The organism is Nostoc sp. WHI, from assembly GCF_015714725.1.
Classification (GTDB): domain Bacteria; phylum Cyanobacteriota; class Cyanobacteriia; order Cyanobacteriales; family Nostocaceae; genus Nostoc.
The window spans coordinates 28,650-52,951 of sequence record NZ_WBKM01000039.1; the positions used below are offsets into that span (position 1 = coordinate 28,650).

The window sequence follows — 24,302 nt, forward strand, 5'->3', positions numbered from 1 at the left end:
TTGTGCAATCAATGACATTTGCGATCGCACCACAATTTGGCATAACACTGAACTGACGGGAGGATACTGCGTGAGAATTGGTGCTAACTACTTGGGTGACGGAGAGTGTGAATTTACAGTTTGGTCGCCGCTACTAGATGGCGTCACGGTACAAATTTTAACCCCAGAACAGCAGCTAATTCCCCTCAAGCCGCAGTCTGAGGGATATTGGCATACAAAAGTCAACGATGTCTATCCAGGTACACTTTACCAATATGTCTTGAATGGTCAAGACGCCTTTCCCGATCCGGCATCGCAGTATCAACCTGAAGGGGTACACGGGCCGTCTCAAATTGTCGATCAACAGTTTGAGTGGACTGATGAAGCATGGGCTGGCATTCCTTTGGAGTCGATGATTTTCTATGAACTCCATGTTGGGACATTTACGCCTGAAGGAAGTTTTACCGCCATCATTCCCCGCTTACCGGAACTGAGGGAGCTGGGAATTAACGCTATTGAAATCATGCCTATCTCCCAGTTTCCGGGAGATATTCATATTGAGGCTTCTTTGACATACCGCAACTGGGGTTATGACGGCGTTTACCATTTTGCTGTCCAAAATTCCTACGGTAGTCCAGCCGAACTGAAGCAACTAGTGAATGCTTGCCACCAACACGACATTGCTGTTGTATTGGATGTGGTGTATAACCACTTTGGACCAGAAGGCAACTATATGAATCAGTTCGCGCCCTATTTTACTAAAAGTTATAAAACGCCGTGGGGCGATGCGATGAATTTCGACGATGCCCATAGTCAGGGCGTGCGAAACTATTTCATTGAAAATGCGCTTTACTGGTTAGGCGAATTCCACATTGATGCATTGCGGCTCGATGCTATTCAGGCAATTTACGACATGGGCGCGAAGCATTTTTTATGGGAACTGGCCCAAGCGGTTCATAATTTATCACAACAAGGGCAAACATGGAAACGCCATCTAATTGCTGAAAGTGATCTGAATAATCCGCAAATAATTCGTCCAGCAGAATTGGGTGGGTATGGAATCGATGCTCAGTGGAATGATGATTTTCACCATGCATTACATACACTTTTAACAGGCGATCGCCAAGGATATTATCAGGATTTTGGGCAATGTGCTGATTTGGCGAAAGCTTATAATGATACTTTTATCTACGATTGGAAGTACTCGCCCGATCGCAAACGATTTCATGGTATACCTTGTGGCGATCGCTCGCCATCACAATTTTCTGTCTGCATTCAGAATCACGACCAAATCGGCAATCAACTCAAAGGAGAACGCCTCAGCCAGCGCATCTCTTTTGAGGGATTAAAGTTAGCTGCTGGCGCTGTGTTGCTGTCACCCAATTTACCCCTGTTGTTTATGGGAGAAGAATATGGGGAAACAGCACCCTTCACTTACTTTGTCAGTCACTCCGATCCCGATTTAATTCAAGCTGTTCGAGCCGGGCGCAAAGAAGAGTTTGAACCATTTCACTATGCCGATGATCCCCCAGATCCCGAAGCAGCAGAAACTTTTCTGCGTTCTAAACTTAATTGGCAATTACGCAATGACGGCAACCACAAAGTTTTGTGGGATTGGTATCGTCACTTAATTAATTTACGCAAGACGCATCCAGTACTTTTGAAGCAAGACCGCAACTTCATCGAAGCGACTAGCGATGAAGATAAGCGGTTGGTTGTTGTGCGTCGTTGGTGCGAATCGAGCGAATTAATATTTGTGATGAATTTTAATTCGTCTCCAGTGACAGTGACTCTGCCAATTGAGCGCAATGCTCATAAGCTATTAGATTCAGCAGGTACCTCATGGTCTGGTACTGGTTCTGAAACTTCTGAATATTTATCTGCGGGACAAGAACTGAGAATAAAAGCCACTAGTATAATCCTGTATGAAGTGGAAAGTTAGAACTTGAAGTTTTGGCGTTGCTGATTGAGAATAGGAATTTGCCGGGCTACGCCCCGCTAACACGCAGAGGCGCCTACAGTGTACACACAAGTCGAAAAAAGCTCGATTTCCTCGTTCCCAGGCTCCGCCTGGGAATGACTGATTAGAGGCTCTGCCTCCAGTCAGACATTGAGCCAGAGACTCAACGAATGCGTTCCCAGGCTCCGCCTGGGAACGAGGAATTTCAGCAACGCCAAAGTTTTAAGCTCAGAAGGTCAACTTCCACCCTCAGAAGGTCAACTTCCACCCTCAGAGGCTCAACTTCCACCCTCAGAGGCTCAACTTCCACCCTCAGAAGGTCAACTTCCACCCTCAGAGGCTCAAACTCCACATTACGAATAAAAAAATATGCGAATTCCTACCGCTACCTATCGAATTCAGTTCACACCTCAGTTTGGCTTTGACAACGCTAAAGCGATCGCTTCTTATCTAGCAGATTTAGGTGTTTCCGATTTATATGCCTCCCCGATTTTCAAGGCACGCTCCGGGAGTACGCATGGCTACGATATAGTAGATGCTACTCAATTAAACCCAGAACTAGGAACTAATGAGTCCTTTGATGCCTTAGTTGCTGAAGTTCAATCTCTTGGTATGGGTTGGTTACAAGATATTGTGCCAAACCACATGGCTTATACCAGCGAAAACGATTATTTAATGGATGTATTGGAACACGGGCCAGATTCCACGTATACCGATTACTTCGACCTTTCTTGGAATGCTCCCTTTGGCGATCGCCAAGAGCGAGTTCTAGCACCGCTCCTGGGAGACTTCTATGGTGCATCCTTAGAAAACGGACACATTCAACTGGAATACGAACAAAACGGTTTAACTGTAAATTATTACAGCTTGAAACTGCCACTGCGGTTAGAGTCTTACACAAAATTTATCACTCATAATTTGGGTAAACTCACCCGTACACTGGGACGCAATCACCCCGATTTTATTAAGCTGTTGGGAATTCTCTACATTCTCAAAAGTGTGCCTTCAGAGGTTGCGGGTAAACAGCGACAAGACCAAATTGCATTTATTAAAGGATTGGTTTGGGAACTCTACACTTCAAACGATGCTATCCGCGAGTTCATTGACGAAAATATTAAAACTTTCAATGGAGAAGCGGGTAATTCAGATAGTTTTAACCTTCTAGATGATTTACTGAATGATCAGTTTTACCGTCTCGCCTTCTGGAAAGTTGGGGCGGAAGAAATGAACTATCGGCGTTTCTTTACTGTCAATGAACTGATTTCCGTTAAAGTTGAAGAACTGCGGGTCTTTAATAATACCCACAGCCTGATTCAAAAGCTGGTTGAGGAGGGCAAATTTACAGGTTTACGCATTGACCATATTGATGGACTTTATAACCCCATCCAGTATCTTCAACGGCTACAGGAAAAAGTCGGCGATGTTTATATCACTGTTGAGAAAATTCTGGAACTCACAGAAGATTTACCCGAAGATTGGGCAATTGAAGGAACATCGGGATATGACTTTTTGAACTATGTAAATGGCGTATTTTGTCAAACTGAAAATCAATCACAGTTCGATAAAATTTACCATAACTTTATTGGTTCAAGAGTAGATTATTCATCGGTGGTGAAGGATAAAAAGCACCTGATATTGGAAAAGAATTTAGCAGGTGACATTGATAACCTGGCTCTTTTGTTAAAGAATATTTCCAGCAAATATCGCTATGGCAATGATTTTACCTTGAATGGACTCAAAAGAGCGATCGCCGAAGTTTTAACTCAGTTCCCGATTTACCGCACTTACATCACCCCCGATGGAATTGGAGATAGCGATCGCGCTACCATTCAAAAAGTAATTCATCAAGCCAAACAACAAACGCCCCTATTGCAGCACGAATTGACCTTTATTGAAAAGCTGATGCTGCTGGAGTTTGATAATTCTCTGACTCAAACAGAACGCGAACAGTGGATATATTTTGTCTTGCGAATGCAGCAATACAGTGGGCCGCTGATGGCAAAAGGCGTAGAAGACACCACACTATATGTTTACAATCGTTTGTTATCGCTGAATGAAGTGGGAGGAAATCCCGGTCATTTTGGCATCTCTGTCGCTGACTTCCACAGTTTTAACCAAAAGCACCAAGAAACATGGCCTCATACCATGAACACCACAGCCACCCACGATACCAAACGCGGTGAAGATGTCCGGGCAAGGTTAAATGTGCTATCAGAAATTCCCGATGAGTGGGAGCAGCAGGTAAATACCTGGAGTGCCATGAATCGACAATATCACAGACAAGGCCACGGATTTGCTATGCCCGATCGCAACGATGAGTATTTTCTCTATCAAACCCTGGTAGGGGCGTTTCCCTTTGCGGAAGATGAACATGCGTCCTTTGTGGAACGGGTGAAAGACTACATGATTAAAGCAATTCGAGAAGCGAAAGTTCATACAGCGTGGTTACGCCCTGATAGCGAGTACGAAGAAGCTTGTACTTCCTTTATTGACAAAGTGCTAGATCCTGCCATCTCAGGGAAATTCCTGGAAGCTTTTCGTCCTTTTCAGCAGCGAATTGCAGACTATGGTATATTCAATTCCCTTTCCCAAACCCTACTAAAGATTACTGCGCCAGGTGTGCCCGACTTATATCAAGGAACGGAACTCTGGGAATTAAGTTTAGTAGATCCAGACAATCGCCGTCCCGTGGATTTTGAACAGCGACGTGCTTATTTAAGCGACATCCGCGAGCAAGTAAAAACAGACATTCTAGAACTGATTCGGGACTTATTAAACCACAAAACGGACGGCAGAATCAAACTGTTTTTAACGCTTCAATTACTCAGAGCCAGGACAAGCTATGTCTCCTTATTCCAAAACGGCGACTATCAGCCATTAGAAATTCACGGAACCCACGCCAATCACATTATTGCCTTTGCGCGGCGTGAAGAAAATCAAACAGCGATCGCGATCGCGCCCCGCTTCCTAACTACCCTCATCCAACCTGGACATCATCCTTTAGGCGAAGTTTGGCAAGATACGCACCTGCAATTACCCCCTGGAACCTGGAAAAACGTCCTAACTCAGCAACCCCTACAAACCACAGAAACATTATCTATCGCCACCGCCCTCACCCACTTCCCCGTAGCCCTACTAATTAACAATGGCGAGTAAAAACTCCGCGTTCCTCTGCGGTTCCCTCTGCGTTCCTTTGCGTTAAAAAAAACATATGACCACACCACCCACCACCGCACAGATTCACGCCGTGCAATCCCACATCAAAAAAACGTGGAAAACCTTAACACGATCGCACGAACACTTATTACAATCTGCCAAGGATACCAAGCTAGACCACAAAAAAGAAACTCCCTGGATAATCTACATTTCACCCTCAGAAAATTGTCCCAACATTCAAGATGTGTTAGAGCGATCGCTATCTGCAAAAGATATGCAACGCCTAGAAATTCGGACTCTACCAACAGAAGTCGAAGCCATTAAAGATCATGGATTGCTGTACCTCCCAGGCCCTTATATCGTACCCGGTGGTCGTTTTAACGAAATGTATGGCTGGGACAGTTACTTTATATTACTGGGACTTTTGCGCGATCAGGAATGGGAGCTAGCCCAAAGCCAAGTTGACCAACTGCTGTACCAAGTGCAGCATTACGGCATCATCCTCAATGCCAACCGGACTTATATGCTGTCGCGATCGCAGCCTCCCGTCCTCAGCATGATGGTTCTGGCGCTATTCCAGCACACCCAGGATCAAGAGTGGTTAAAATCAACCGTACCGCTTTTAGAGCAGTTTTACTATTACTGGGTAGTACCGCCTCACTTGAATGCTGCAACAGGCTTATCTCGATTTTATGCCTTTGGAGAAGGCCCCGCGCCAGAAGTTTTGTTTTCTGAGCGAGATGAGGAAGGAAAAAGCCACTACGATCGCGTCAAGGAGTATTATAAAACTTCTGAGGTTGACGATTATGATGTCAGTCTTTACTACGACCGGGAAAATGACGAACTGACCAGTCTATTTTACAAAGGCGATCGCACCATGCGCGAGTCCGGTTTTGATATCACCAACCGATTTGGCCCCTTCAGCGCTGATATCCTCCACTATGCTCCTGTGTGCCTGAACAGTTTGCTGTATCAGGTAGAACAAGATTTAGCCCAAATTAACCGTATTTTCGGGAACGAACAAATAGAACAGCAATGGCGCGATCGTGCAGATATCCGCCGCGATCGCATCGATCAGTGTCTCTGGCATGAAGAACAGGGACTATATTTAGACTATCACTTCCAGACTGGAAAACGCCGCCATTACGAATTCGCTACCACGTTCTATCCTCTGTGGCTGGGAATTGCTTCTCAAGACCAAGCCCAGCGCGTCGTCGAAAATCTCTCTTTGTTTGAAGCCCCAGGCGGAATCTTAACCAGTACTCGTGTCACCGGCAACCAGTGGGATGCTCCCTTTGGTTGGGCACCACTGACATTAATTGCTGTCCAGGGACTTCACCGTTATGGATTTCATACGGAAGGCGATCGCATTGCGAACAAGTTCTTGGCTATGGTGATTAAGGAATTCGGGCATCACAAGACCATTGTTGAGAAATACGATGTTGAACGCTGTTCTGCTAACGTCTCCGATGAAATCTCTTTTGGATATAGTTCTAACGAAATTGGCTTCGGCTGGACAAATGGAGTTGTTCTGGAACTTTTAGCAGACTTCACAGGCTGCTAAACCGCGTTTGAAAGGTGGTAAAGCATTGATGTCTGGCAAATCTTCCCGGTAAATATAATTCCAACCAGCCTCTTCCAAGCGACGACAGCGATCAATAAAATTACCCTGTGCCTGAACTCCAAAATATTGCTCAGTAACTTGTAAAGACTTATCTAGTAGGCAATGCAGTCGAGCAATCAAAACCTGATTAGGAGTAGCAGATTCATCGATTGAGATGGTTTTTGGAATGTCTTGATGCATACGGGGGGACAAAAAGGGCTGCAATATCCACGCTGCCGATCAAACTCAGCTTTTCGATCGCCGTCTGAATCTCCGTCTCGCTGGCCTCCAGCGATGCCATTGCGCTGCCTAGTGGCGGCGCAATGGCATCAGATGTCCACGAGCCGCCACCAACCGACATGCATCGGCGAGATATAAAATTACCCGTTCCCTGAATCTGGAAGGAGTTGTCAAGGCTTACAGCCAGCAGGATTATCAACGCACTCTGGTGATTCTCTTAGAAGATTTTGGGGGAGAGTCCCTAGAGCAATGGATGCAAAACCGCCCAGATATCTTTTGCCCTATACCTTTATCCACTTTTCTAGGTCTGGCGATCGCTATTTGCGACATTCTGGGCAGAATCCATGCAGCCAATGTCATTCATAAAGATATCAACCCTGGAAACATAGTCCTGAATCTGGATACTGGCGTTGTAAAAATTATTGACTTTGGGATTGCCACCCAATTTAACCGCACGAATCCGACTTTTAAAAGTCCTCATGTTTTAGAAGGGACACTCGCATATTTATCTCCAAAACAAGCAGAACACCTCTTAGCCAATTACAACCGCACCTTAGAGCAACAGGTAGCTCAAAGGACGGCAGCTTTACAGCAAAGCCAAGCAGAACTGCGCGAGCGAGAACAGGAATTACGAGTGATTACGGACGCTCTACCTGTTTGTATCACCTATGTAGATGCCGACCAGCGTTATCGATTTGCCACGGGTTGATCTCTTAGTCAATAATGCCGGGTTTGGCATGGTTACTGCGATCGAAGAAGCCACCGATGCCGAAGTCCGCAAACAGTATGATACCAACGTGTTTGGGTTATTGAACGTGACTCGTGCGGTGTTGCCGTACCTGCGCCAGCAAAAATCCGGGCGGGTCATCAATATCACGTCCTTGTTCGGCTACGATGCAGTTCCGGGCTGGGGATTGTACGGGTCTACCAAATTTGCGATCGAAGGTCTCTCGAAAGGGTTAGCGGTTGAACTAGCACCACTCGGCATCCACGTCACCGCAGTAGCTCCCGGTCTTTTTAGTACCGACTTCCTGAGCGCTGAATCTTATGTAGCCGCTAAAACCATTATCGACGATTACCAGGAAACAGTAGGACCGATGCGTAGCGGAGCCGATGCGCTACACAGAAACCAACCTGGCGATCCGAAAAAGTTTGCTCAGGTGATTATTCAACTCGCCAATACAGAACGTCCGCCACTGCATTTGCCCGTCGGGAAGGATGCGATCGCGATGTACCAGAGCAACGCCGCGAAAATGGCACAGGAAATCGAAGCATGGCTGCCAGTCGCTACCATGACCTGCAACCTTCACACATTATTTCCAAAACTGAAGATGAAAACTCAAGATTCCGTAGTCTTTATTTCTGGCGCTAGTCGCGGCTTAGGCTTGGCATTCGCGCACGAGGCACTTGACCGTGGGGCCAAAAAGGTCTACGCCGGGGTGCGTAGTCCGACTGAAGCCAAAACGCCAGGTATCATTCAGGTCAAACTCGATGTGACCGATCCTACCTCGATCGCTGCGGCCGTGACACAGTGCGGCGATACCACTGTGCTGGTCAACAACGCGGGTATTGGTCGGCTCACCAGCAGTACCCTAGATCCAACCATGATCGACATCGCGCGGGAAGTTTTCGAGACTAACTACTATGGCATGATTCTGGTCAGCCAGGCATTTGCTCCAATTCTTGCCAAGAATGGGGGTGGAGCGGTCATCAATGTTTTGTCGGATGCCACCTGGTATGCACGTCCAATACTTGCAGCGTATTCCGCCTCGAAGTCAGCGGCGTGGAGCTTTACCAATGCCTTACGCATCGATCTGCGGAACCAGAAGACATTAGTGCTCGGTCTGCATGTCAGCTTTATAGATACCGACATGACCAAAGGCTTCGAGATGAAGAAGATCCATCCACGGCAGGTTGCCGAAGCCGCCCTGACTGGCATTGAGGACAACAAGGAAGAGGTACTGGCCGACGACTTCACCAGGGAAGTTAAGCGAAGCCTTGGCAATGAGCAGTCGATATATTTGAATCCGCCGGAAATCGGCTGAACGCAGTTCGTTCGTAAGCACAGGTGTGCAGTCCTTGGGTAAGAACTGGAAGATGAAGCCATCACCAGTAATGCACGCACTGATTGTCAATGATTTTCAAACTGCGTTGGGAAAGGACAACATGCAAAGAAAAACATTCATGTTCTCTGATCTGGAGCTACCTTGATCTGTTTGGATTAGATGAAGTTGATTGATTAGTGTTGGTTGATCAATCTCCGTTGGTCGTTTCGCGATCGCATTGGAACGCTCAAGAAATCGCAGAGTCCAGGGCAGTGTTTACTGCCGAACAACTCAATGCAGCAGTATACACTCTAGAGAATGGCAACGCTGAGGAACTGACTCGAAGCCTTCTCACTTCAATGGTCACGCCAGCTATGTCATAGGAGCAGTTTGAGTGGATCATTGAGTGCAATCAACGCTTGCCACGCGCGTTGGCGAAGCCTACCGTAGGTAATCGCTGCAACGCTACTGTACAACCACGCTCACACCGACTGGCGCGATCAAATTGTCAGGATTCGTAGATCAATCAAAGCATTCCTGAGCTTGATCTGCAACATTCACACATTATTTCCTTAGGAGTTTTACTATGGGCATCGAACAGAAAGTCGCTATTATTACTGGTGCATCGCAGGGCATCGGCGCAGCCCTTGTCAAGGCGTACCGCGATCGCAACTATCGGGTGGTCGCCACCTCGCGCTCGATCGAGCCGTCGGACGATGATGCAATTCTCACAGTACCTGGCGACATCGCCGATCGAAAAACCGCCGAGCGTGCTATTTCCGAAGGCGTGTCCCGCTTTGGGCGCATCGACACGCTCATCAACAACGCGGGTATCTTCATCGCCAAGCCATTTACCCAATACACCGAGGCTGACTACGAGGTATATCTGGGCACTAATGTCACTGGCTTCTTTCACATGACGCAACTCGCCATCGCCGAGATGGAGAAGCAGGGCAGCGGTCATATCGTGCAGATATCGACGAGCCTGGTTGACAACCCGATCGCTGGCGTACCATCTGTACTCGCATCACTCACAAAAGGCGGACTGAATAGCGCGACCAGATCGCTGGCGATCGAGTATGCCAAGCGCGGTATCCGGGTGAACGCGATCGCGCTGGGTAACATCAAGACGCCAATGCACCCTGCCGAGACCCATGCACAGCTCGCTGCTATGCACCCAATTGATCGTATGGGCGAAATCTCTGACATCGTTGATGCAATCTTCTACCTCGAATCAGCCAACTTCGTGACGGGCGAAATCCTTCACGTCGATGGTGGACAGAGTGCGGGGCACTCGTAGAAGAATGAAAAGTAACCAATTTGAACATCAAACTTACTAACCTAAAGGAGAACAAGATGAGTAGCAATCATGTAAACAGTCCAAACATGAAACTCGAAGTTGTGCTGTTCAGCGTTTCCAACGTTGACCGCGCGAAGGCATTCTACGAGAATCTCGGCTGGCGGCTCGACATCGATATCGCGGAGGGCGACTTCCGCGGCGTGCAGATGACGCCGCCCAACTCCGAAGCCTCGATCATCTTCGGCAAGGGAGTCACTGCGGACAATCCTGGCTCGGCGCACAGCCTAATCCTCGCCGTGGACGACCTCGACACCGCCCGCGAAGACTTGATCGCTCGCGGTGTCAACGTGAGCGAAGTCTTCCACTACACCGGCGGCCCCTTCAACAACACCGTGGAGAACCCACGCATCCTCGGGCGTGACCCGCAAGGTCGTTCCTACTTCTCATTTGCCTCATTTGAGGACCTGGACGGGAACGTCTGGCTGCTCCAGGAGATCAAGGAGCGACTTCCCGATCGTGAGTGGGAGTTAACGCAGGCACGCGCCGCGGACGTCGCAACCCTTGCAGATATCCTCCGTGAGACGGCAGAGTACCACGACCACTACGAGAAAACTCACGCCGAGCATCACTGGTGGGACTGGTACGCGCCGTACCTGAGCGCGCGTCAGAACGGCAGCAGTCCAGAAGAGGCCGCCGCGGCCGCTGACCGTTACGTGGAGGATGTTTTTCCTGTTCTTTCCAGATGATGCGGTTAGAGTTGCCACACCCGCCGAGTACGCCGGCGAATAGGTAGCGGCAGAGGCTTACGAAGCCAAGTCGGGCACAACCTGCCGCAAGAAGCGCCGCGGGAGTTTGCCAAGGCCATCGTCGAAGTTGACGGTTACTGATCGGGTTTAGCCTGAGTTGTGAAACGGACAATTTGCAGCAAAGAGAAAACACCATGACCAAACTGAAAAAAATACATTACAAAACCAAAGCCCGCACCGCAGGTATCTTCGTCTTGCTCTCGCGACTCCTCGTCGCGCTCTTAGCGGTAATGGTGTTTCTGGCACCGCCCGCTCGCCTGCTTGCACAGCAATTCGCCCAGATCGGCGCACAAACCCAGGTCGCGGGCAAGGCGATCGCAACTGAAGACAACGCCATCCGTCCCTTCCGCGTCCACGTCCCGCAAGAGGCGCTCGTCGATCTCCGCAGACGCATTGCGGCGACCCGCTGGCCTGACAAGGAGACTGTCGCCGACCAGTCGCAGGGCGTGCAACTGGCGACAATGAAGGAACTCGTCCGTTACTGGGGAACGAAGTACGACTGGCAAAAAGCCGAGGCGAAGTTGAATGCTTTACCGCAGTTTGTAACGAACATCGACGGACTGGACATTCACTTTGTCCACGTCCGCTCCAAAAATCCTAACGCTTTGCCGTTGATAGTCACGCACGGATGGCCCGGATCGGTATTTGAACAGCTAAAGATCATTGGTCCGCTGACCGACCCGACAGCCTACAGGGGACGCCCGGAGGACGCCTTCGACCTGGTTATTCCGTCAATTCCCGGCTTCGGCTTCTCCAGCAAGCCGACGGGCAAAGGTTGGAACCCCGACCATATTGCGCGAGCCTGGGCGGAGCTGATGAAGCGCCTCGGGTACACCCGCTACGTCGCCCAGGGCGGCGACTGGGGGTCCCCCATCTCCAGTGCGATGGCGCGCCAGGCACCAGCAGGATTACTCGGCAACATCAACTTGCCGGCGACGATCCCGCCCGACGTGGCTGCGGTGCTCGCCAACGGAGGGTCTGCGCCTGCGGGACTCTCCGAGAAGGAACGCGCGGCGTTCGACTCACTCGACACGTTAAAGAACAAACGGGCCTACGCCGCGGTGATGGGTACGCAACCGCAGGTAGTCGGGTACGGTCTGACAGACTCGCCAATCGGACTCGCGGCGTGGATGCTCGGGCATCCAGGCTTCGCGCAGTGGACGTACAGAGGTGGCGATTCCGAAAAGTCCCCGACGAAAGACGAGGTGCTGGACGACATTATGCTGTACTGGCTAACGAACAGTGCGGTCTCATCAGCTCGGCTGTACTGGGAGAACAAAAACACCAGTCTCTTGAACGCGGCGGCGCAGAAGACCGCCGATATCTCGCTCCCGGTAGCCATCACGGTATTTCCGGAGGAGTTATATCGCGCTCCAGAGACGTGGGCCCGACGCGCCTATCGCAACCTGAGCTACTTCCATGAGGCTGATAAGGGCGGCCACTTCCCGGCATGGGAACAGCCGCAGCTCTTCTCTGAGGAGATCCGCGCGGCGTTCAAGTCACTGCGTTAGTTGGAGAGAGATCGCAGGTCTGTCTCAATAAAGCATTTTTAACTCTCTCGTTAGAAATTTTTGAAGCGGCGGGCGGCGGCAGACATTTCACATTCATTGAGAATCCAGAAAAATAATGAGTTTTACACGATTTTTTACCCTCGCAAATCCCTCGCTTGACAATTTCTCTTTTTCCTTAACTTGTCACCAATGAGTACCAGCAGGTTAAACTGTTGAGGAATAAATTTCAGTGGTGGTTGAGTAGAGTGAATCGATCTAGGCAAGTCGCTCTCCAGATTGTATTTCTAGCGATTGTACAGCTTTTGCATAGACGCTGAGTCGCTAGTCGTCACTCGTTCTCCTAATATTCTGTCACCGTAAGCAATCCCCAGATTATTTTGCGTCATTGCCCAATCAACAGGAAAGACGCTGCGGGTGTAAACAGTGAGGGCGATTTCGTAGCAAGCGATCGCAATTTCCATGTTGCTGGCTTTGCTACCCAAAGGAAACTGTTGAATCAGATTACCAGTACTTTTTACACAACTAACTTTCCCCATTAACCGAGAAGTATAGCCTCTCCACCACCCCCGCTAACAGTGCAACTTAGACGGAGTGATTTGTCGCAAACATTTTTTGTATTAGTAGTTAATACCAATTGGAAAAAAGAATGCGACAAATAGACCATTTGTAGAGACGCGATGAATCGCGTCTTCACCCAAGGACGTATTGCAATCATTAACTGAGCTGCAACGCCGACTCTGAGCTGACAATGGAGGTTAGCGGACTCGAACCGCTGACATCCTGCTTGCAAAGCAGGCGCTCTACCAACTGAGCTAAACCCCCGTAAAATTAAAATAGCAGGCAACTTTGTTTGTCCTTGTTATTCTAACTTATATTGTTCCGTTACCAAAGGGATGAAGCCAGAAAATATCCAAGTTATCGCAGCATTGTATAAATTCGTCAAGCTGCCAGATTTTGCCGAGAAACGAGATTCTTTGCTATCTTACTGCCAAGCGCAAGGTGTCAAGGGGACAATTTTGCTAGCACAAGAAGGCATTAATGGTACAATTGCGGGTTCGCGTCAGGCAATTGATTCTGTTCTTTGGTTTCTACGTTCTGATTCCCGTCTAGCAGACCTAGAATACAAAGAGTCTTATACTGAAACCCCGCCTTTTGAACGAATGAAGGTGCGATTGAAGCCAGAAATTGTCACTTTGGGATTACCTGAAATTGACCCAAATGAGCAAGTTGGCATCTATGTTAGTCCCCAGGAATGGAATGATTTAATTTCTAATCCAGAAGTAACCGTGATTGATACCCGTAATGATTATGAGGTGAATATCGGTACTTTCCAAGGAGCAGAAAATCCCCAAACTGGCTCATTCCGAGAATTTCCCAATTATGTGCTAAACCATCTTGACCCAACTAAACACAAAAAGGTTGCTCTGTTTTGTACGGGCGGCATTCGCTGTGAAAAAGCTTCATCTTTCATGCTTGCCCAAGGCTTTGCAGAAGTTTATCATCTCAAAGGCGGCATTCTCAAGTATTTGGAAGAAGTTCCAGCCCAAGAAAGTTTATGGCAGGGAGAGTGTTTTGTCTTTGATGAGCGCGTAGCCGTCAGTCATGGATTGGAAGAAGGCAGTTGTGACCGGTGCTTCAGTTGTGGGTGTCCAATTTCTGAGGAAGACAAGGCATCTCCTAAATATGAGAAAGGTATCTCCTGTCCCTATTGTTTTGATAGCCTTACTGAGGAGAAAAGAGCGCGTCAGCAGCAAAAATTGCGGCACTATCAAAGCCAAGTTGCTAACAAAAACCGGGATGTAATACCAATTTGAGAATGCGACAAATAGACCATTTGTAGAGACGCGATGAATCGCGTCTTTACCCAAGCGTATTGGGGTAAGGGACATGAACCGAAATGATTTTTAATCTAAAATCTAAAATTGGCACAGTCAAGAGTCATTAGTTATTCTCCTCCTAACCCTCTGCTACCACTCCCGCACTCACCCTTTCTGATGCACCACCAGGTATTCTCAGTTTGGCATAATCGCCACTGAGTTTAACTTGTGAAGGTGGTTGGTGTAGGACTGCACAGCATCTTTGGACTGCGGCTTGGTACTCTCGCCATTGCTTACGGATTTCTTTACTGGCAGCATCTTGACCTAAGTCTGAAAATTTTAGCCCTGCACGAATTAGCCAAGATTCTACGTCAGTTGTTTCACCAACTATTTCCAAAATGGGATTAATATTTTCCATGAGTAATCTCTGATACATTTATTGAAAATTTATACTTTTAATTTAAGATAAATTATCAATAATAACCAATATCATTTTTTTCTAAAAATGATAAATAAAAATGATTGACAAAACAGTTCACATCTGAGATTGTAAACTCAGATGTGACAGAATAAATCGCGATCGCAGCTGGCAGATATCATTGCTTTAGCTTCCGAATCAGCTGTTTTCTAGCTCGCAATCACTAGAAGCGGTAGCCTAATCCTGCTTGGAAACTGACGGCATCAGCATCACTGTTTCTGTAGGCACCAATGCCCCATTTGGTATCGCCATAAGCAATGACATTGTTCCTAATTTCTGACTCAATACCGAGGGTGACTACAGGTGCATTCTGATTGCCCAACGGGGTTCTTTGACCTTCATCAGTCACAAAAGAATAACCACCACCGAAGTAAAGGTTAGTGTTTCTAGCAATAGGTGCATCATAAGTCACTATGGGCATAATTGCAGCGGCATCACCACCATACAACACAGAACCCCGTACTGAAACAGGTGTTTTGGGAACGGCGTATCGTCCTTGAATATTGCCACCAAGTTGCGCTTCATCGTTTCCTTGTCCGCCATTGGTTGCACCAGCCGCAATACCAACACCGACGTAGTTAGCGTTTGTACCTGCTGTTTGAGCAGAAGCAATGCCAGATGAAAGGATAATGGAAGCAACAGCAAGTGCAGAGGCAGCTAATTTTGTAAGTTTCATAGGATTCTTGTTACCAGAGTTAGTTAAAATCAATGTTCTCTAGTACTAGAATCTCTTTTTTTACAAAATGTAACCTCACGCATCTGGCTCACCCTACTGGCTGAATTATTTCTCATCCATTTGGGTGTACCAACTGAAATATTTAAAATTCTTTAAATCGAGTCGTGGGTGCGATCGCTGCCTGAACTATGCTATTAGAGTTCCACTGCATGCAATAGATATCTCCAGAAATTAAATATGCTTTATCTAGAGAGACGTAATTTTTTAATTAGCTCTACCTCAATTAAAAATTAAACTTGCACAGAGAAAAAAGCAAATGAGCCAAAGTCTAAATGTTCAGGAAATTGCCATTGCGATCGCAGCCAAACAGCACAATCCGACAATCTTAACTCCAGATTTTCTCAAGTATAGTGGCATAGTCCCTAGTGACTGGGAACTGACTCAACAACCGATTCTAACCAATTCTACGGCTCAAGTGGTTTTCCAAAAAGGTATCAGCATAGCTGCACAAGTCAATAGGATTATTTTTTCGGAAGTAATTGCGACTAAAGAATTTACAGAAGTGGAGATTCCGGGTGTAGCTCGCAAATATCTAGAGACATTGGCGCAAGTAGATTATGAAGGGGTGTCCATTAACTTTCGGGGACATGTTTTCTTCAACGAGCAAAACAATACAGCACGCAACTATATATTTGGCACACTGCTGAATCCTGGCCCCTGGCATGAGTTTGGCAAAGCACCTGTGCAAGCTGCGATGCGGTTTGGTTACACCATCGAAGGGGCACAGATGAGTTTGGATATCAATGAAGGAGGGTTACAACTGCCAGATCAAACAGTACAGCCCATCGTGCTGTTCAGCGCCAGTTTTAATCACGCAATTGTTCAAGAAGAACAAAGTCAGCGCCTAGCTGTTCTATTACAAATAATTAGCAACTGGCGAACAGACCTAGAGGCTTATAATGAACTTGTGAACACCAAGTTTCTTAACTTACCACATAACATAAATCTAGTACAAAATGAATCAGTCATCCCCACAGCAACAACTTTTTGATAGCTGTGTGAGGACGAATATAGCAATAAAACTAAATACTACACCCCCACAAGTTCCACCTTGTAAAGCAGAATTCAATTCTGAATTCTTTGTTGTTAAACAATTTGGAGATTCTTTATGAACGATATTGATCTGATAGTGTCTTCTGTAACAGCTCCACTATATGTAGGTGTGAATGAAACGATTCCCGTGTCTTGGACAGTTATAAACCAAGGTACAGTTTCTGCATTAGGTGACTGGTTTGACAGTGTTTATATTTCCGAGGACGAGTTTTTAGACAACAACGATCGCCTCCTAAGTTCACCCTTTCAAGGACAAAATACGCCTTTGGTAGCCGGAGGTAGCTATACAGTCACCCAAAATATTAATTTTGACTACTTCTTAGAAACAGGCGATGTCTACGACGGGCTGCGCCTACGCTACCTATTATTTGTTACTGATGATGTTGATTATACATACAACAACATCAACAGGCAGGTTGAAATCAATGAAACCAACAATGTATTCGCCCAAGCCATCATCCTCACTGGTCCAGATTTAGTCGTTACAGCAGCCAATGCCCCAACCACTGCTAGCTTAAGTGAGAAAATTTCCGTGTCTTGGACAGTTACAAATCTTGGTGTAGGTTCTGCCTTCGCTGACTGGGAAGACGGGATTTACATTTCCGCTGACCAGTTTTTGGACGACAGTGATATCACGATCGCAACCCGCGATACCAAAGAAAATACGCCTCTAGCGTCTGCTGGCAGCTATACAATTACCCAGGATATTACTATTCCCTACTACGCAGAAACAGGCGATGTCTACCTATTATTTGTTGCTGATAAAGTATTTAATATCAGCAACTATCAGACTGAAACCAATGAAACCAACAATGTATTCGCCCAAGCTATCACCCTCACAGCCCCAGATTTAGTCGTTACAGCAGCCACTGCTCCAACCACTGCTGCTCTTGGTGAGACAATTTCCGTGTCTTGGACAGTCACAAACATTGGTACAGTTTCGGCTTTCGCTAACTGGTATGATACTGTTTACTTTTCCGCTGACGAGTTCTTCGACGATAGCGATGTCTTGATCAGCGACTCTTATCCAGGACAAGATATCCCTTTAGCTGCTGGGGAGAGTTATACAGTCAACCGGGACATTTTTCTCGGTGCCTTCGTAGCACCAGGCGATCGCTACCTATTATTTGTTGCTGATGGGGGATACTACGGATACAACTACCCACAGGGCGAAACCGATGAAACTAACAATGTATTAGCCAAAGCCATCACTATAAATTCTTCAGGATATGTCGATTTAGTTGTTACAGCAGTCAATGCCCCAACTACTGCTGCTCTCGGTGAGACAATTTACCTATCTTGGACAGTCACAAATCAAGGTACAGTTTCTACCTCGACTACATTGTATGACGCAGTTTACATTTCCGATGACCAATTTTTAGACAACAGCGATATCCAGATCGCCAGCCCTTATCCAGGACAAAATCCGCCTTTGGCAGCCGGAGGTAGCTATACACTCACCCAAGATATTAGTCTTTATAGCGGAACAGGCGATGTCTACCTGTTATTTGTTGCTGATGGAGGAGGCAACGGCAACAGACAGGGTGAAATAAATGAAGCCAACAATGTATTTGCCCAAGCTATCACCGTCACAGCTCCAGATTTAGTTGTTACAGCAATCAATGCCCCAATTATTGCTAGTTTAAATGAGGCAATTTCGGTGTCTTGGACAGTCACAAACGTTGGTACAGTTGCGGCTTCATCTGACTGGTATGACAGTGTTTATATTTCTAATGACCAGTTTTTAGATCAGAGCGATCGCTCACTCGCCTCCCGTTTTCAAGGAGAAAATACGCCTTTGGCAGCCGGAGGTAGCTATACAGCCACCCAAGATATTTATTTTGACTACTTCTTAGGAATAGGCGATCGCTACTTGTTGTTTGTCGCAGATAGACAGTACAGTGATAACTTCCAGGGGGAAACCGATGAAACCAACAATGTATTCGCCCAAGCTATCACCCTCACAGCCCCAGATTTAGTCGTTACAGCAGCCACTGCCCCAACCACTGCTGCTCTCGGTGAAACAATATCCGTGTCTTGGACAGTCACAAATATTGGTACAGTTTCGGCTTTCGCTAACTGGTATGACTTTGTTTACATTTCCGATGACCAGTTCTTAGACGAAAGCGATACCGAGATTACCTACGCCCAAAGAGGAGAAAATACGCCTCTAGCTCCTCTCCAGAGCTATACAATTACCCAAAATATCGCCCTCAACTCTACCACGTCAGGCGATGTCTACGACGATCTGGGACTACGCTACCTGTTATTTATCACCAATAATAGCAACAACCCAGGGGAAACCAATAAAACCAACAATGTATTCGCCCAAGCCATCACCCTCAGTGCGCCAGATTTACCAGATTTAGTCTTTACTGCCGCCAATGCCCCAAACACTGCTGTTGTCGGTGAGACAATTTCTGTGTCTTGGACAGTCACAAATCAAGGTACAGTTTCGGCTTCATCTGACTGGTATGACAATGTTTACATTTCTGATGACCAGTTTTTTGACAACAGCGATACCCAGATTGCCTTTCGCTGGGCAAGAGAAAATACCCCGATCGCAGCTGGGGGTAGTTATACAGCCACCCAAGACATTTTTCTTGGCTCCAACTTACCAATAGGCGATTTCTACCTGTTATTTATTGCAGATACATCCAACCAACTACCTGAAACCAATGAAACCAATAATGTATTCGCCCAAGCCATCACCCTGACAGCCCCAGATTTAGTTGTTAGTGCCGCCAATGCCCCAACCACTACTACTGTCGGTGAGACAATTTCTGTGTCTTGGACAGTTACAAATCAAGGTACGGTTTCTGCTTTCGCTGACTGGGATGACGGTGTTTATATTTCTGATGACCAGTTTTTAGACGACAACGATATCCAACTCATCAGCCGCCAGACCGGAGAAAATACGCCTTTGGTAGCCAATGGTAGCTATACAGTCACCCAAGACATTGATATTCGTAACTACATAGGAACAGGCGATGTCTACCTGATATTCACCACGGATAGAACACCCTACGAAAACACCAACAACCAGCGTGAAACCGATGAGACCAATAATGTATTAGCCCAAGCCATCACCATAAATCCCGCAGAAGATGTAGATTTAATAGTTTCTGCTGCCCAAATTCCAATCACTGCTGCTCTTGGTGAGAAAATTTCCGTGTCTTTGACAGTCACAAACCAAGGTACAGATTCTGTCTTCACTGACTGGTATGACTTTGTTTACATTTCCGATGACCAGTTCTTTGACGACGGCGATATCAGCATCAGTGGGTGGAGAGAAAATACGCGTCTAGGATCTGGGGATAGTTATACAACTACCGCAGATATTTATATTCCCTCCCAGTACACTAATAACTCCGATGGCTCTAACGTCATACTAATAGGCGATCGCTACCTGCTATTTGTCACCGATGGCAGCAAATCCCAGAGTGAAACCAATGAAAACAACAATGTATTCGCCCAAGCCATCACCCTTACAGCCCCAGATTTAATCGTTACTGCCGCCAATGCCCCAAACACTGCTACTTTAGGTGAGGCAATTTCCGTATCTTGGACAGTCACAAACCAAGGTACAGTTCCTGCCTTCGCTGACTGGTATGACTCTGTTTACTTTTCCGCTGATCAGTTCTTCAACTACTACGAAGATACTCAGCTTGCATCCAGCGAGATCAGAGAAAATACCCCCCTAGCATCTGGGGATAGTTATACAGTCACTCAAAGCATTACTCCTTACGGCTTCGGCGGAACAGGCGATTACTACCTGTTATTTGTCACTGATCATGACGGTTTCCAGAACCAGAACAACCAGGGTGAAACAAATGAAACCAACAACGTCCGGGCGGTAGCAATTAGCCTGTATGCTCAAGACCAAATTTTCAACGGCACATCTGGTCGTGACACCCTAACTGGTAACTATAGCAACAACCTGATCACTGGTTTACAAGGGGCAGATACCCTTACAGGGGGTGCTGGCAGCGATCGATTTGTGTATACCAGTATCCGGGATGCGGGAGATACAATTACTGATTTTGTGGCTGGTACTGACAAAATTGACTTCAGCCAATTATTGCAGAGTTTAAGCCCGGACAGCCTCGACTATGACACTGCAACCACTCAAGGCTACTTGAGTTTTGGAACTCAGGGAACTAATACTACTGTCTTGATTGACCTAGATGGCACAGCAGGTCGCGCTCGTCCAACACCTTTATTGACTGTGCAAGATGTATCTCAAAGCACCCTAACTCAGCGTGATAACTTCGTATTCTAAGTTACCGTGACAACTGTCATTAGTAAATACAAACCTATTTCGTCAAAAAGTCTCATGAACATTTTCACATTCATCAAACATTCAACTTTCAAAGTCGGTCTTGTGAGCCTTGCCAGCGTGGGGGGGTTAGCAATCACTACCACTTCCGCCCTAGCTATTGGGTTAAATTTGAGCAGTTGGCAACAATTTGGCGATGTCAGTACTTCAGGAGGTGGAGCTAATTTATCTACTGCCAGTTTAGAATTTGCAGATGATGCCCCTGTTAGTGCTGGTGCTTTCAACTATTCTGGTATACCCGCAGGTGATGCAGGTTTTTTCTCCGACTTGCAAGACTTTCTCGGTTTAGCTGATTCTTTTGCCTTGGATATTGGAGGATTTGCATTCGAGGGATCTGCAATTAAAAATACCGTCACTGTGTCGCCTGGTGATGCTTTGAGCTTTAACTGGAACTTCCGCACTAATGAGACACTTAACAAGGATTTCGCCTTTTTGTTGCTAGATACTACACTAATTAAATTGGCTGACTTTACTGATACAATCCAACCTTCCAGTCCCTTCCTTCAAGAAACAGGGATTCGTTCCTATACCTTTAGTACTCCTGGAACCTACACCTTAGCCTTTGGAGTGGTGGATGTGGATGATTATGGGACTACATCGGCTTTGGAGGTGAGAAACGTCAAAATAGAGCAAGTTCCTGAACCAAGTACTATCCTGGGTTTACTAACGGCGCTGGGTTGCGGTGCAACTATGGGGCGCTTAAGAAAAAAATGTCTATTTAAGTACTAGAACTCTTTTTTTTACAAAATGTAACCTTACGCACCTGTTACACCCAAGTGGATGAATAATTCAGCCACTTGGGTACACAATTTACAAATTCAAATAACAGTTATTTTTTCAAAAAGCGCTGACGTAGACGAGAGATGAAAACATTCACCTCTGGTATTTTCATCCATGAAGCGATCGCAGCAAACACCGCAATCCCCACGAAGCTAGATATACACAGCTGCAACAGCAGAATCAGTAAACCCGTTTTACCTAGTAACTGCTGCAAACCAACCAATGTCCCATAGCTTGCTATCCCAGCTACCACACTACCAGCAGTCAAACCGAAAATTGGCAAACTCCATTCTCGCCAAGGTAAACCATTGAGTTTGCGATCGAGCAACCACAATAGCATTAACATTGAACTGCAATTGACACCCACTGTTGCTAACACCAAACCGGGAGCGCCAAAAGGACCAACTAAAATCCAATCGAGTGCAGCATTTAGGAAGATGTTAAAAGTACTAATCCGAAAAGGTGTTTGTCCATCGCCTAAAGCATAAAACACCCGTACCAACACATCACGCCCCAAATAGACAAACATTCCAATCCCGTAAAAGATTAGCAGGGATGATACCAGTTGGGTAGCATCTTGCTTAAAAGCACCACGTTCATACACTACCTGGACAATGGGTACAGATAGCGCCACCATCAGCGCTCCTAGAGGTAGCATAGTGACAGCACTAAGCACGAGTCCTTGGCGAATTCGTAATTTGAGATCGTGCCAATTTTCTGGTTCTGCTAGTTTGGCAAATATCGGTAATAGGGGCAGCAAAATGATATTAGAAATAATCCCCAAAGGAGTTTGCACTAACAAATTGGCGTAGTTAAAGCTAGCAGCAGCACCAGGAATAGGACTAGCAAAGTAAAGGACGGTGGCAAAATTAATTGGCATCATGCCTGAGGAAATAGTTGCCGGAGTCATGATTTTAATCACTTCTTGGACGCTGGGAGATTTAAAATCAAACCTCAGCCGTAATGTACCCAATCCTAAGCGCCACTGGACAATTAACTGTACCAACCACTGAAGAATTGCCCCCGCTAAGGTTCCCCAAGCTAATACCATGCCACCGATGAAAGCATATTCTGGCTTAACAATGTCCTTGCCTACTTGCAAAACCATGATGCCAATACCTGCAATAACGGTAACACTAGATAATAAAGGACTAATGGAGAGTAACCAATATTGATTGGCTGCATTGAGAGTACCGAAGCCAATACCAATTAAGCCTGAAAATAAAGCCATCGGCGCCATAATGCGGATCTGTTGAATTGCGATCGCTCTAGTTGTAATATCCAAACCATGACCAACTAAATCAACGATCGCATCCGCCAAGAAAATTTGAGCAACTGTCACCACCAACAGCAATCCAGATACCAGTGTTGTCACCGTTTCCACTAAAGGAGCTGCTTCTTTTCGATTACGCTTGGCTAAAACGCTGACAACTGCACTGTGTAACGGCCCATTTACACCACCTAGTAATATCAATAGAAAGCCAGGAATAATATAGGCATAACTATAGGCAGTGGCAGCAGCACCAACCCCAAAAGCCGCAGCAATGGCTAACTGCCGCACTAAACCAACAACTTTACTAATTAACGTAGCTATGGCAACAATGCCAGCAATTCCAGCGAAAGAACGAGAGGGTTTTTGGTCTTGTTGTGTCACGAATAATACCAGACAATTCTTGCTGAGTGCATATTTTAAAACATTTAACCTGAAATCCCGCAGTCTGTCAGGTAATTTTTGACAAATTAGTCATGAAGGCAGGGAGACGGGGGAAAGATACGCTCATTTCCCCTGCACTCCAAGTTTTTATCCATCTCCGTATTATCTCTCGGTTTTTGAACAACTGAGAAAATCGAAGCCTTGCGTCATAGAGTTTAAAGCCTAGTATACTGAGTAAGATTTAAGTCAGATTCCTCTAGCTATTTTCTAATCTAGAACTTAAAATAGTGGTTAACAGTAAACCAAAAAGTTTTTTCCAAAGAGCGATCGCCAAAAGCTTTGTAGTCTATGATACTTTTTAATACGCAATATTCTAACTAGCAAACATAGTATAGATAATGATTACTTATGATTAGCTGATTGATAATCTATTGATGTTAACCGGATGGAATGTAAATGCTTTCAACTACTTGATATTTACGTTCAATAGCTTGAGATAAAAAAGACAACATCTGTTTGAGTGGAAAAAGTGTGCGATAAATTAATCGACTACCTTTTCTCTTGCGACTGATTCTGAGCCAAAGGAGATTCACCCAGATATTAACTAGAAGAAAAGATATACCAACGAATAGTAATCTTAAGACTGGATTTTTATTATTAGTTTTAATTCGACAAATATTTTTGAGCCGATAACTAGTTTCAATACCAAATCTTTTTCGATAATCTTGATAGATGTAATTTAGATTTGTTTTGACATTGTGAACAACATAAACAAAGTATTGAACTCCATGCTTTTTCCCCTTACCCCTCCTATATTTGCAGACAATCCATAAGTTAAATGTGAC

Annotated in this window: 17 protein-coding genes, 1 tRNA gene and 3 pseudogenes; 14 read left to right on the forward strand and 7 right to left on the reverse strand. The window is 46.1% G+C overall.

Features of this window, described 5'->3' with window-relative positions:
- The first annotated feature begins 70 nt into the window (after positions 1–70).
- The 4 genes from treZ to F8S12_RS03925 all read left to right on the forward strand — a co-directional run bounded on the left by treZ (position 71) and on the right by F8S12_RS03925 (position 6,659).
- On the forward strand, positions 71–1,921 hold the full coding sequence (gene treZ, locus F8S12_RS03910; protein WP_196514924.1) for a malto-oligosyltrehalose trehalohydrolase: 1,851 nt from the start codon (positions 71–73) through the stop codon (positions 1,919–1,921).
- 168 nt (positions 1,922–2,089) lie between these two features.
- On the forward strand, positions 2,090–2,302 hold the full coding sequence (locus tag F8S12_RS03915; RefSeq protein ID WP_196514926.1) for a hypothetical protein: 213 nt from the start codon (positions 2,090–2,092) through the stop codon (positions 2,300–2,302).
- Between the two features lie 6 nt (positions 2,303–2,308).
- A complete protein-coding gene (gene treY, locus F8S12_RS03920; RefSeq protein WP_196514927.1) occupies positions 2,309–5,095 on the forward strand; it encodes a malto-oligosyltrehalose synthase in 2,787 nt (928 codons plus the stop codon).
- A gap of 55 nt (positions 5,096–5,150) precedes the next feature.
- On the forward strand, positions 5,151–6,659 hold the full coding sequence (locus tag F8S12_RS03925; protein ID WP_196514929.1) for a trehalase family glycosidase: 1,509 nt from the start codon (positions 5,151–5,153) through the stop codon (positions 6,657–6,659).
- Here the strand turns inward: F8S12_RS03925 and F8S12_RS03930 are convergent.
- Positions 6,654–6,899 (reverse strand): annotated as a pseudogene (locus F8S12_RS03930) (1-acyl-sn-glycerol-3-phosphate acyltransferase); the annotation flags it as partial. The gene F8S12_RS03925 and the pseudogene F8S12_RS03930 sit on opposite strands and share 6 nt — an antisense overlap.
- Before the next feature lie 127 nt (positions 6,900–7,026).
- On the opposite strand from F8S12_RS03930, the pseudogene F8S12_RS03935 reads away from it, so the two are divergent.
- The 6 genes and pseudogenes from F8S12_RS03935 to F8S12_RS03960 form a co-directional block, all read left to right on the forward strand.
- Positions 7,027–7,497, forward strand: a pseudogene (locus F8S12_RS03935) (serine/threonine protein kinase); the annotation flags it as partial.
- 115 nt (positions 7,498–7,612) lie between these two features.
- Positions 7,613–8,983: an SDR family oxidoreductase gene (locus F8S12_RS03940; protein WP_196514930.1), complete on the forward strand. Its 1,371-nt coding sequence runs from the start codon at positions 7,613–7,615 to the stop codon at positions 8,981–8,983.
- Between the two features lie 200 nt (positions 8,984–9,183).
- Entirely contained in the window at positions 9,184–9,366 is a 183-nt protein-coding gene (locus F8S12_RS03945; RefSeq protein WP_196514931.1) for a hypothetical protein, read from the forward strand.
- A 203-nt stretch (positions 9,367–9,569) separates the two neighbouring features.
- Positions 9,570–10,283, forward strand: a complete 714-nt coding sequence (locus F8S12_RS03950; RefSeq protein WP_196514932.1) for an SDR family NAD(P)-dependent oxidoreductase — start codon at positions 9,570–9,572, stop codon at positions 10,281–10,283.
- A gap of 86 nt (positions 10,284–10,369) precedes the next feature.
- Positions 10,370–11,029 (forward strand): VOC family protein, encoded by a 660-nt coding sequence (locus F8S12_RS03955; RefSeq protein ID WP_230967769.1) that lies wholly within the window; start codon positions 10,370–10,372, stop codon positions 11,027–11,029.
- A gap of 194 nt (positions 11,030–11,223) precedes the next feature.
- Positions 11,224–12,600, forward strand: a complete 1,377-nt coding sequence (locus F8S12_RS03960; RefSeq protein ID WP_196514933.1) for an epoxide hydrolase family protein — start codon at positions 11,224–11,226, stop codon at positions 12,598–12,600.
- Between the two features lie 284 nt (positions 12,601–12,884).
- Here the strand turns inward: F8S12_RS03960 and F8S12_RS03965 are convergent, their stop codons facing one another.
- Positions 12,885–13,136 (reverse strand): hypothetical protein, encoded by a 252-nt coding sequence (locus F8S12_RS03965; RefSeq protein WP_196514946.1) that lies wholly within the window; start codon positions 13,134–13,136, stop codon positions 12,885–12,887.
- 213 nt (positions 13,137–13,349) lie between these two features.
- Positions 13,350–13,422 (reverse strand) — tRNA-Ala (locus tag F8S12_RS03970).
- 71 nt (positions 13,423–13,493) lie between these two features.
- On the opposite strand from F8S12_RS03970, the gene trhO reads away from it, so the two are divergent.
- Positions 13,494–14,414, forward strand: coding sequence for an oxygen-dependent tRNA uridine(34) hydroxylase TrhO (gene trhO / locus F8S12_RS03975; RefSeq protein ID WP_196514934.1), 921 nt, complete (start codon positions 13,494–13,496; stop codon positions 14,412–14,414).
- Positions 14,415–14,556: 142 nt separating this feature from the next.
- On the opposite strand, the gene F8S12_RS03980 is transcribed toward trhO, so the two are convergent.
- Positions 14,557–14,835 (reverse strand): hypothetical protein, encoded by a 279-nt coding sequence (locus tag F8S12_RS03980; RefSeq protein WP_196514935.1) that lies wholly within the window; start codon positions 14,833–14,835, stop codon positions 14,557–14,559.
- A gap of 223 nt (positions 14,836–15,058) precedes the next feature.
- Complete coding sequence (locus F8S12_RS03985) at positions 15,059–15,571, reverse strand: hypothetical protein (protein ID WP_196514937.1); 513 nt, start codon at positions 15,569–15,571, stop codon at positions 15,059–15,061.
- 316 nt (positions 15,572–15,887) lie between these two features.
- On the opposite strand from F8S12_RS03985, the gene F8S12_RS03990 reads away from it, so the two are divergent.
- From F8S12_RS03990 to F8S12_RS04000, 3 genes are all read left to right on the forward strand, one after another.
- The gene (locus F8S12_RS03990) at positions 15,888–16,622 is read left to right on the forward strand and encodes a hypothetical protein (protein ID WP_196514939.1); all 735 of its coding nucleotides are present in this window, start codon (positions 15,888–15,890) and stop codon (positions 16,620–16,622) included.
- A 117-nt stretch (positions 16,623–16,739) separates the two neighbouring features.
- Entirely contained in the window at positions 16,740–20,966 is a 4,227-nt protein-coding gene (locus F8S12_RS03995) for a CARDB domain-containing protein (RefSeq protein ID WP_196514940.1), read from the forward strand.
- A gap of 54 nt (positions 20,967–21,020) precedes the next feature.
- Entirely contained in the window at positions 21,021–21,752 is a 732-nt protein-coding gene (locus F8S12_RS04000) for a PEP-CTERM sorting domain-containing protein (RefSeq protein WP_196514941.1), read from the forward strand.
- Between the two features lie 100 nt (positions 21,753–21,852).
- Here F8S12_RS04000 and murJ read toward each other — a convergent pair whose 3' ends face one another.
- Together murJ and F8S12_RS40240 are read right to left on the reverse strand one after the other, a co-directional pair.
- Complete coding sequence (murJ, locus tag F8S12_RS04005; RefSeq protein ID WP_196514942.1) at positions 21,853–23,457, reverse strand: murein biosynthesis integral membrane protein MurJ; 1,605 nt, start codon at positions 23,455–23,457, stop codon at positions 21,853–21,855.
- Between the two features lie 437 nt (positions 23,458–23,894).
- Positions 23,895–24,302 (reverse strand): annotated as a pseudogene (locus F8S12_RS40240) (ISH3 family transposase); the annotation flags it as partial.